This is a genomic window from Psychromonas arctica DSM 14288, assembly GCF_000482725.1.
GTDB classification, from domain to species: domain Bacteria; phylum Pseudomonadota; class Gammaproteobacteria; order Enterobacterales; family Psychromonadaceae; genus Psychromonas; species Psychromonas arctica.
Genome location: NZ_AXWP01000001.1, coordinates 395,330 through 406,185, shown reverse-complemented (window position 1 = coordinate 406,185; position 10,856 = coordinate 395,330). Strand labels below are relative to the sequence as shown.

Genomic DNA, 10,856 nt, shown 5'->3' with positions numbered 1-10,856 from the left:
AAAAACACTTAAAAACATAAGTCCCCAAAAATAGACTTATTTAAAATACCAATTACTTATTAACTAACAAACAACTCGCTAGAAGATCAGCAAAAAAAGGGCTCCCCTTTTTATTTAAAAACGCAATATTTCTATCCGGAATCCCTTCCACATCCGGATGAGCGGCAATGGCTTTTTCCATACTACTCTCTCGAATGAGATGTAATGTAGGATGTGGTGAACGATTGCTATAATTAGACGCTGCACTTTCATCATCACCAGCAAAACAATAATCAGGATGAAAATGAGCTAATTGATAAACGCCTTCATAATGGCTCATTTGTAGAAGATGGTTGGATAAATACACCAGATCTAAAAAGTGTTCAAAATCACTACAGGCTTCACTCAAAATTAGTAATGTAGTTTCAGTCTCTGGATGTGTATCTAAAAATTCACATTCAACCGTTAATCTATCTAATACACCTTCAATTTCAGTACTGGCTTCTTCACAGTAACGAATACTGCCACGCTCCACCTCTCTTTTAGCAAATGGACAAATATTATATTTAACAATGACGTTGTTAACCCAAGATTGCGTACTACTAATTACGTCCACGTGTTTCCCTTTTTACAATGTTGCTCTTAACTTGAATGCTTGATTCTTAAATAGTGTCTAAGTGTAACGCTTTCTGTGCGCTTTGATAACCTAAGGCAATCATCTCTTTTGCACGGTCAAACTCTAAAGTGCCGCAAGCATTTCTAGGGATCACTATATTATAATCGGCAGGATAAGCCGCCAACTTCAAACGTGCAATAGTACTTTGCATCGCATCAAAGGCTTGGTCTGCAACATCATAAGCTTTCCATGTCGGAGGTTTACTATTTGTTAATGCTAAATTATCCCCAAACTGCTTGATATAGTGACCAATTTTTTGCTGCAATGGTAAATCTTCAATACTCTCTACAACATCTATTAAGGTGTCAGGTTCGACTCTATCTAGATCAATAACGCCGCCCAGATTAACTGCAACAGTAAAATCCGTATTATCGCTAAATGTAGGGGCAATAGGCACCGGGTTTAACACACCGCCATCAATCAACTGCACACCTTTGCGCTCAACCGGCGTAAAAAATAAAGGCAATGAAATAGATGCGCGTATTGCATCAAATAAGCAGCCTGAATTAATCCACACTTCTTTCTCATTCTTAATATCTGCGGCAACAGCTGTAAATTGAAGCGGCAGGGCTTCGATGGTTTGATCTCCTAATAACTTGAATAGCGTATCAATGATTTTATCGCCACGTAATAATCCACTAGTACTCCAAGAAAGATCTAATAATGAAATAATATCTAATTTACTTAGCCCACAAACCCATTGTTCAAATTCATCTAATTTTCCCGCAGCAAATACACCGCCAATCAGGGCTCCGATTGAGCAACCTGATATAGACTTTATTTGATAGTTGTTTTCAACTAACCACTTAATAATACCAATATGAGCCAACCCCCTTGCACCACCGCTACCTAACACCAGTGATATACATTTTTTTTGTTCGGGACTTATTTCAAGTACATGATTTTCAGTTACCATATTAAAATCCCTGTCGTTATGAACCTTGGCATATTAACCACCTTTTAATGTTTTGTAGCAATTCTGCATTAGGAACTTTACAAAGTGAACAACCATTTATATTATTGTTTTTATTTATCTAACACTCTACCTTTACTAACGTCAGCTATTAACATTGCTTTATTTGAACCAATGACATTTAATGATGGTCCTAGTACTTAGTTTTTGTCAGCATATAAAGTGTTCAGGCCTTATTTAACAACAACAAACAACAATTGCCTATCTTTGCTTGTCCGTAAGTACTTAGCCTGTCATACTTTTAGCTTACTATTTTTTTAATCATCAGGATAATCATGACTAGTTTCTCAACATCAATTCATCAAGTGGTCACTACTGCTTTAGCGGATTTGCATGAAGCACAATTAAAAGGGAAAATCCCTAAAAATCCACTCAGTGAAACGCATTTTCTAGCGGCATGGACAACCAATGCGATGAAGAAAAAACGTTTTGAAAGTGATGTGTTGCCGACGTTAAAAATTTGGCAACGTAAAGCTCGTAGTTTAGGAAAAAACGCGGCTTTAGTTGAAACTTTTCAGGCAATTAAAGCACACTACGAACACGTTTTTGACCAAGATTTAAAAGCAAAACCTGTTTATAAACAACAAATAATTGATTTTTGTGACAAATTAACTGGCCTACAATGGATGGTCAATACTGACCTTGAAGTGGGCGAAAAGTTAAATCGACATAGTGCAGGACAAGCATCAATGATTATTTGCAACCAACAATTCGAACAATATTTTGAAGATGGTTTATTAGTTAAACCTATTAGTTTATATATACGTGGTGATTTACCAGAAGCATTACAAGCCGCTTTTGAACAATCATTGTTACTTTACAAAGTGACTGATTATAAATCTAAGGTTAAATATCATGGCGAATATATTATTTACAACAATAACGAAGGTGAATTTTTACCTGAATTATTGATAGCTTAGTAATTTTAAAGTGTTTGCTTGGTATCACTGTGCAAACACTTTATCACTTTCTGTTTAACTGCAGATTAAAAATGTGTTTTAAATAAAAATATCAACATAAAAATTTATCAACATGATTAATTTAAGGCCTTCATAATCGTTATAGGTTAACTTCAAAATATCACAGACGCGATGAGTCTTTTATCTTCAATCAACAAAAATAAGATCAATAATAATGACAAAAAATACTGCCAACGATACCAATATTGATATTGATATCGAATCTCACTCTTTTATCGCGTCTGTATTGCGTCGTTTTATCTGGATCTATTTATTGATAGCAACAGCTTTGGCACTAACCTTGGCATACATCCAATTCCAATATACTCAAAATTTAGAAAAAACAATGCTAGCTCAAGAAGAAGCATTTGTGACTTCTACTACCCAAGCACTACAAAAAGAGATGCAAGTTCAATTGATGGTGTTACAAATGAGCACGCGTTCCAAAGCACTGGTTGATTTTCTCGAAAATGGCACCCTTGCAAGAAAAAAAGGCTTAGAGTCCCTATTTGCTAATTTAGCATCTACGTTTCTTCGTTACGATCAAGTAAGACTGCTGGATATTGAAGGTAACGAACGTATTCGAATAAACTATATCAGCCCTTCAGTAGAAATAGTCAAACCTGCTAACTTACAAAATAAAAAACATACGCATTATTTCCGAGAAGGTATTAAACAACCAAAAGGTAAAGTTTATGTATCTCCGATGGAGCTTAATGTAGAGCATGGTGAAATTGAATTTCCCTATAAACCTGTTATACGCTTTGCGACGCCGGTTATCAATAAAGCAGGTGAGACAGTCGGTTTAATGGTGATGAATTATCTCGCCACTGAATTATTACAAAACTTTAGAGACCAAATGGAGCTACGTATTAACGGTCAAGGTATGTTAATAGACCCTGAAGGTTACTGGATAAGTAATCATGATAGAAGCAATGAGTGGGGAGGAAGTCTTGATACGGTCACTCAGAAATTTCAAGATCAATATCCACAGGCATGGCCTACAATTCAACAAAGTGACAATGGCATCTATCGCTCTGATCGAGGAATATTTCGCTACATATCGATCAATCCTTTTAGTTTAGATAGCATCGGTAAATATCAAGCAGAACAAGCAATTAACCTTTCTGTAAGTGAACAATCTAGGCAACAAAATAATTGGAAATTAATTATTTTCTTACCCTATGATGTAATGAATCAAAGTTCTTTTTTTTATAAGCCTGTAGGCCGTGTGATCCTAGCTTCATTATTCATTGGTTCCGCTGCTATTTTGTTACTGCTTTTGATCATGTCAGAACAAAAACGTAGACGCCTACGTTACGACTTATTCATCAAAAATGAATTAATTGATTTATATGAGAACGCGCCCTGTGGTTACCACAGTTTAGATAAAAATGGCTCAGTGATAAAAATGAACCAAACTGAGTTAAATTGGTTAGGTTACACACGTGATGAAGTTATTGGATCATCTTTTACTGATTTTTTAACCAAAGATAGTGTCCCTGTATTTAAACAGTTTTTGAAAAATCTACACTTTGATAAAACCATAGAAGGTGTCGTATTAGAGGTTCAATGTAAAGATGGCCATACCTTTTTCGTCTCTACGTCGGCCACTTCAATTCTAGAAAAAGGTTATTTTGCTATCGCCCGCACCTCTGCATTTGATATTACAGAACGGATTGAACTGGAAAAGCGTCTTGACCACATTGCTAATACCGATGTGCTCACAGAAATCAGTAATCGTAGGCACTTTTTCAGGCAAGCGAGTCAAATTTTAGAAGCCGAAGATCATGTTTCTTTACTAATGATAGATGCCGATCATTTTAAAAGTATTAATGACAATTTCGGACATGATATCGGTGATGTAGTCTTAAAGTTTATTGCGACTTCACTTCAAAAAGCATTACCTGAGGGGGCTATTTTGGCTCGAATAGGCGGTGAAGAGTTTGCCATATTGACGACAGGAATAGATAAAAAAGACGCTTTCGAAGTAGCAAATAATATTTGCGAGCTATTAGCGAATAGCAAGATAAAAATAGATGATCAACTAACGATTGAAGTAACGTTATCAATCGGGATTACTCAACGTATTAACGCTAACGAAGATTTAAATGATCTACTTAAACGCGCTGACGTTGCACTGTATTTCGCAAAAACAACAGGACGAAATAAAGCAGTCCAATCCACAGAAGAAACTGAAGCCTAATACTTAGGTCTAAAAAGAGATCTTAAACTGAAGTTATTAATGTAACTTCAGTTATTTGCCTTCAGTTATCTGCCCTCAATTATATACCTTCATAAACCTACCTTCATAAACCTACCTTCATAAACCTTTCTTCAGTCAATAACTTAGATTCGTATAATAAGTCATCAGTCTAAGCTAAATTGCACTTTTATTTGTTGCATTAAATAGGTTTCTCTTTGAATTGATAAACCCTGCTTTTTGTCGTTTAGCATGGTGTTAATATTATGTTGAATAGCATCGTCGATGTTAACCCAGCACACTTGCATACCATTATTAATTTCATAGTCTTCCAGTTTATTGGCACCAAGTTGCTCTCCTATTTCGCAGCTGTAGCAATACGAGAGCATATGCATGATAGAACATTCAGGATTATGCTTATCACTCTTATGTGGCCGATACTCTTCATATAACCCAAAAGCTTGAACACCCCTTATTGCGACGGCACCGGTTTCTTCTGCCAGTTCCCTTTTAAAGCCAGTCAATAAATCTTCGCCTTCATCGACACCTCCCCCAGGTAAGGAATAGTCGTTATAGCGCTTAGTGAACATTAATAAAATTTTGTTATTTCTAATCACTATCGCTCTTGTTGCGATGCGAGTAAAACTTTGATGATGACAGGGGGACAAGTTATCAATTTGTATCGAAGGATGAACCACTCGTTGCAGTAAACGCATTACACTCTCTAAGTTTATTATATTTAATGCGTCCTATTTTAATGAGTAATGTTAAATTAACCAAAAAAATGAACAACCTAAAGCAATATAATGATTAATTTTTTATCTCATTCGCTTAAAAAATATACCTAACTACACGAGTGCCCTTAAAATATCGATAAGACATCTAACATAGAGCGTCATCACAGCTCAATAATAGGTGATGATGTATTTTTTGACCGAATAATTCGTATTTAACCTTAATGTGTATCATAATCACACGATTATTTTATATTAAAATTTAGGTAGTGGAGGAAATATATGGACATTAACGGCAGTATTAACCTACATAGTCAACCAATCACCATCTTAAGAAATACGCCTGAAACCTCTGATCTTAAATACCTAGCAGTAGAGACTCAAAAACAAACACAAAGTGTTGATGAAGTAACAACACAGCAACCAATATTACAGGCGCAAGCACCCAGTGAAGATGTGATCAGTTCAAGAGTTTCTGAATATCAATCGCTTACAGCGAATAATCAACTGCAAGATGATAAATCGATAGGCAGTTTATTAGACATAAAAATTTAAATTCATATTTACAGCAGGAAATTTGTGCAGTAATAAAGTTTAGTGATAAATCGGCATATAAATAGGAATAGCAAATTTATGGATATATCAACAGCTCTCCCACTTCCTATCAGTATTACAACAAACTCAAAAATAGCAGATACTGTCGTTTCCTCTGCCAATATTTCATCAGAGACAGTGAACGCTCAAGTAATAAACTCTAAATCAGTGCCAATACAGCCAAACTTACAAGGGCTCTCCCCCTCAATATCAACAAATCAAACGCCGACTTACCAAAGACCAACTATTGATGGCAGTATTAAAAATGCTAATCAAATCGCAACACCTCAAGAAAATAAAGGATCATCACAGTCTGATTCAGAAATAATTTAAGAAACAGAGCGAGTTGAAGATAGCAAACAAGAAACTAATAAAGAAGTCTCCGAGAACGATTCAACTAGCTATTCAAGTAGTCATTCAAGTAACGACCAAAGTCAGACATATAGCGAAGCTGAGTTAGCCGTAATAAGCTCTTTAAAGACACGTCATGATGAAGTAAATACCCATGAACAAGCGCATGCTGCTGCAGGAGGCCAGTATGCTGGCTCACCAAATTATAGCTATCAAACGGGGCCTGATGGTGTAAAGTATGCGGTGTCAGGTGAAGTTTCTATTGATACATCGCCTATTGAAGGCGATCCTGACGAAACATTAAAAAAAGCGCAACAAGTTAAAGCAGCAGCTCTTGCGCCTGCACAACCCTCATCTCAAGATATAAAAGTGGCGGCTGAAGCAGATCAAATGGAGACCCAAGCACGCAGTGATATCTTAGCAGAAAACCACCCTGATGCCTCTAGTGATAGCACTCATGAGCATTCGTCAACGGGCTCTGCAAGCGATTCTTCAGCTGATAACACAGATACACAACAAAACCTGACCAATTCTCAGAATATAGAAGCGACAGTTTCCAGTAATCAAAGAAGAAATAATAATGAGCTTGAAGATAAAAGCCAGGAAATAGCAACAAATAATAATATGATTGCGCGGCGTTTACAGATTAATAATGTATATCAAAGTATCAGCATTAGTTCTAAGCCCTATGCTAGCTTCAATGTCCAAGTATAAAGACGTAACAGATTTTAAATTTCACTATCCAATTCCAGTCTACATTTAGAAAAGCATTATAGAAAACAGTTATAGAAAATAACACTTCATTTTGTATTACAATTTAAACTTAGAATTGTGTACACCCTCACAAATATTGTACTAAAAATTCGGTATCTATTTTAAGTGTTTAATCATTATTGGAAATAAATGGCTCTCTCGTTATGCTTTCAACTACGTGCAGTTTAATAAAAAAACAGTACAAGCCACCAAACTAACCCTTTAAAAACAAAGCCATTTTTAAATGTCATTTATGCTCTTTATTAAATAATTACATTGCTGTCCATCTAATTCTTATTAAAGATTTACTCGTAATTTTTATAAAACAATATAAATGTGCGCTTCATTTTTTAAATACAGAGATAAGTGTTGATAGTGACTATTTACAAAAAATCAATTTGTATTACAATAAAATAATTGATGCGTAGGTATTTTGAGTATAAATTAACTATCAATCAACTTTAATCTACATTTTATCAATGAATAATGCTTCACATTTATTGCAGCATAAACTTAACAAGTAGTGAGAAAATAATATGTCTAAAAAAATTGCTTTAATCACTGGTGCAACTGGTGGTATTGGTTTCCAAGTAGCTAAACGTCTTGGTCAAGATGGTTACACTGTCGTGCTAAATGGTATTGAAGATGAAGTTGGTGCAGCACGTGTTGCAGAACTTAAAGCTGAAGGTATCGAAGCTGAATACTACGGCTTTGATGTCACTAATGATATCGCTGTTACTGAAAATGTTAATGCGATTGGAAACAAATACGGTCAAATTGATGTTGTAGTTAATAATGCAAGTGGCCTTGGTGGTCGAAGTTCTATCGAAGAAATGACGACTGAATTCTTTCGTTTTGTAATGGCATTAAACTTGGATAGTGCTTTCTTTGTCTCTCGTGCTGCCATCCCATTTATGAAAAAAACCGAAGGTGGCTCAATTATTAACTACACTTCAAATGCTGCTTGGAATGCAGGCGGACCTGGTGCTGGTATTTATGGCACATCAAAAGCTGCTGTTCACACCTTAACTCGTGCCCTGGCTAAAGAATTAGCACCAGCGGGTATTCGTGTTAATGCAGTTTCTCCAGGAACCATCGATACACCATTCCATCAACAAATTAAAGATACAAAACCCGAAGTATTTGCATCATGGAAAGATAACATTATGTTAGGTCGTCTAGGGCAACCTGAAGATGTATCTGGCGTGATCTCATTCTTAGTCAGTAAAGATGCAGCGTTTATCACCGCTGAAACAATCCAAATTGGTGGGGGTCAAGCTCTAGGAATTTAGCCTTAATTTAATAACATTATTTAAAGCATTAAAAACCTCATATCCCCTTCAAAGGGCCCAGAGGTTTTTAATGTTAATGCTGACAACGCTAGGTATAACAATTTCTGAATGCCGCTTAGCACATTAGTCTAAAACCTGCTCTGTTATGCCAGGAAATGATGACTAACATTTAACGAAACAAGTATCAGTTATTTAGGTACACAAGCTAAATTAGATGCTGCAGGTAATGTAAGAGAAAATTTTCTTTGGCGAGAATAAGCAATCCCAAATAACCCCACCGCTAACAAAATAATAGATACAGGTTCTGCAACACTTGTAGGTACAACAGCTTCACCCGTACTCACAAAGTTTCCACTAATATTTAGCGCATAATCCGTTACATTATTAGCACTATACCAATTATTGCGATAACCAAATTTGTTATTTTGAGAAGCGGTAATAGCAACGGAGTAATCACCCGCAGCAAGATTAACAGTTATAAAACTATCAAGACCGTATCCACTATCATCATCGTATTTAATAAGGTCCGCCCAACTTAAATCCCCATCGTCTTTAAACAAATATAAAATACTATCGAATTGGTTATATTTGTTGTATTTGCTATTCCACCAATAATAATTATTATTTTTTTCTGCTGCAGATATAGTTACCTTTCCCGTATCGAAGGTAGAAAAATCATACCAATCTGCTTCACCATATTTTAAAGTACCAGTCTCGGTTATCAGCCCTGCATATGTAATATTAGGCAGCAGTAAAAAAAATAGAATACCGATTATTGATTTTTTCATTGCATTTTCCTTCATAAAATTAACTGTTATACCAATCTGGGTAATAAATTGTCTATTGAGGCGTTAGGGAAAATGGATGATAGCAAGGCGTTGATTGCAGTAACTAGTTATTGTTATTGCAAAATCAACAAGGAAGCTAGGATTCATTTTAACAAGAATAAGTAACTAGATGATTACTTAGATTGGTATTATATTCAATTATTGTAAACTAATTTTTTGATAAGATAAAATAAATACTCAATAATGGCTACTTCCTAATAATAAAAAAAGAGAAACAATAAGTTATCGATTTGAAGTAATGAAGTAATAAAGTAATAAAGTAATAAATTGTGTTTTTATACCATATTTGTATTAGTTGACCAGGAGAGTTTGCAGTTGCGACATTCCTTTTTTTTCACATTGCACACTATTGCGTCCATTATTTTTAACGCGGTAAAGTGCTTGATCCGCTCGATGAAATAAGTCTTCAACCGTATCTGTATTATGATACTCACTAACACCAAAACTACAGGTTATATAGACTCCTTTTGATAATTCTGTCTGGCTAATTAATTGACGAAGTCTTTCGCTGAAATTTAATGCTGCTTCAATGGCTATACACGGTAATATTAAAACAAACTCTTCACCGCCCCATCGTGCAAAAATATCTACATCTCTGATATTATTAACCACTGCTGAAACCATATTTTGTAACACTTGATCTCCAATTTTGTGGCCAAATGAATCATTAATGAGTTTAAAATGGTCAATATCGAGAATGACCAAGCTTAATGCGTGTTCGTATCTGTTAGCGCGGGAGATTTCGCTGTTTAATGCTTCCTCGAATTTTTTACGGTTTGCAATGTTGGTTAAAGAATCAGTATTAGCTAAGCGCTCTATTTCAAGGATCTTTTCTTCAAGTAGTTTGTTTTTTGCTTCTAATTGCTCTGTTTTGATTGAGATTAATTTCTCGAGAGTGACATTACCTAAAGCTAACTGTTGGTTTTGTTCAAATAGTGAAAGTTGTGCTATTTTTTGTTGATGAATATCTTGATGAGCCCCAATAATTCTGGCAACAGAACCATCGGGGTTGTATTCAACTACTTTAGATCTATCGGTGATCCATAGGTAACTACCGTCAGATTTTCGGCAGCGATAATCTATACAATATGAATCAGTTTTCCGTGTAATTATTTTTTCAAAGCTCTGCATCACTTTATCATAATCCTCTTTGTGGATTACATTTTCCCAAGTATATACATTTTGTTGAAATGTCCCGACGTCATAACCTAGCATCTTAAACCAAGCAGTACTTCTAACTACCCTTCCCGTTTTACCATCCCAATCCCAAGAACCTTCTGCAATAATATCTAAAATACAATTCAAGGTTTTATCTGCATCAGCAATTGTTTTGTGCTGATAGGTTTTATGTTGATAAGTTATATGAGATGAGCTTGGATCAATTGATTTTGTATCTAAAGGATCAGGTGGTGATGAATGAGAATATGCATGAGGATGACGACTTGGATTACTTTTACTCATAGGGAATACTTTATCATTAAAATTTAATTATTA

General features: G+C 35.3%; 11 protein-coding genes. 6 read left to right on the top strand and 5 right to left on the bottom strand.

Annotated features, from left to right (window positions below; all coding sequences use genetic code 11):
* Positions 1 to 52: 52 nt before the first annotated feature.
* Complete coding sequence (locus tag H592_RS0101735; protein WP_028867219.1) at positions 53 to 595, bottom strand: DUF1415 domain-containing protein; 543 nt, start codon at positions 593 to 595, stop codon at positions 53 to 55.
* Between the two features lie 46 nt (positions 596 to 641).
* Entirely contained in the window at positions 642 to 1,571 is a 930-nt protein-coding gene (locus H592_RS0101730; RefSeq protein ID WP_051368882.1) for a patatin-like phospholipase family protein, read from the bottom strand.
* A 332-nt stretch (positions 1,572 to 1,903) separates the two neighbouring features.
* Between H592_RS0101730 and H592_RS0101725 the strand changes: the two genes are divergently transcribed.
* Together H592_RS0101725 and H592_RS0101720 are read left to right on the top strand one after the other, a co-directional pair.
* Positions 1,904 to 2,548, top strand: coding sequence for a DUF2913 family protein (locus tag H592_RS0101725; protein WP_028867217.1), 645 nt, complete (start codon positions 1,904 to 1,906; stop codon positions 2,546 to 2,548).
* A 214-nt stretch (positions 2,549 to 2,762) separates the two neighbouring features.
* Positions 2,763 to 4,793 (top strand): sensor domain-containing diguanylate cyclase, encoded by a 2,031-nt coding sequence (locus H592_RS0101720; protein ID WP_028867216.1) that lies wholly within the window; start codon positions 2,763 to 2,765, stop codon positions 4,791 to 4,793.
* 164 nt (positions 4,794 to 4,957) lie between these two features.
* On the opposite strand, the gene H592_RS0101715 is transcribed toward H592_RS0101720, so the two are convergent.
* Positions 4,958 to 5,506, bottom strand: a complete 549-nt coding sequence (locus tag H592_RS0101715; RefSeq protein WP_028867215.1) for an NUDIX hydrolase — start codon at positions 5,504 to 5,506, stop codon at positions 4,958 to 4,960.
* Between the two features lie 300 nt (positions 5,507 to 5,806).
* Here H592_RS0101715 and H592_RS0101710 point away from each other — a divergent pair, with 300 nt between their 5' ends.
* From H592_RS0101710 to H592_RS0101695, 4 genes are all read left to right on the top strand, one after another.
* The gene (locus H592_RS0101710) at positions 5,807 to 6,079 is read left to right on the top strand and encodes a hypothetical protein (protein WP_028867214.1); all 273 of its coding nucleotides are present in this window, start codon (positions 5,807 to 5,809) and stop codon (positions 6,077 to 6,079) included.
* A 78-nt stretch (positions 6,080 to 6,157) separates the two neighbouring features.
* Positions 6,158 to 6,451 (top strand): hypothetical protein, encoded by a 294-nt coding sequence (locus H592_RS0101705; protein ID WP_028867213.1) that lies wholly within the window; start codon positions 6,158 to 6,160, stop codon positions 6,449 to 6,451.
* 132 nt (positions 6,452 to 6,583) lie between these two features.
* Positions 6,584 to 7,183 (top strand): putative metalloprotease CJM1_0395 family protein, encoded by a 600-nt coding sequence (locus tag H592_RS23130; RefSeq protein WP_245600349.1) that lies wholly within the window; start codon positions 6,584 to 6,586, stop codon positions 7,181 to 7,183.
* A gap of 575 nt (positions 7,184 to 7,758) precedes the next feature.
* Positions 7,759 to 8,514: an SDR family NAD(P)-dependent oxidoreductase gene (locus tag H592_RS0101695; RefSeq protein ID WP_028867212.1), complete on the top strand. Its 756-nt coding sequence runs from the start codon at positions 7,759 to 7,761 to the stop codon at positions 8,512 to 8,514.
* A 188-nt stretch (positions 8,515 to 8,702) separates the two neighbouring features.
* Here H592_RS0101695 and H592_RS0101690 read toward each other — a convergent pair whose 3' ends face one another.
* Both H592_RS0101690 and H592_RS21325 read right to left on the bottom strand, forming a co-directional pair.
* On the bottom strand, positions 8,703 to 9,302 hold the full coding sequence (locus tag H592_RS0101690) for a DVUA0089 family protein (protein ID WP_028867211.1): 600 nt from the start codon (positions 9,300 to 9,302) through the stop codon (positions 8,703 to 8,705).
* A gap of 351 nt (positions 9,303 to 9,653) precedes the next feature.
* Complete coding sequence (locus H592_RS21325) at positions 9,654 to 10,823, bottom strand: sensor domain-containing diguanylate cyclase (protein WP_084296173.1); 1,170 nt, start codon at positions 10,821 to 10,823, stop codon at positions 9,654 to 9,656.
* Positions 10,824 to 10,856 lie beyond the last annotated feature (33 nt).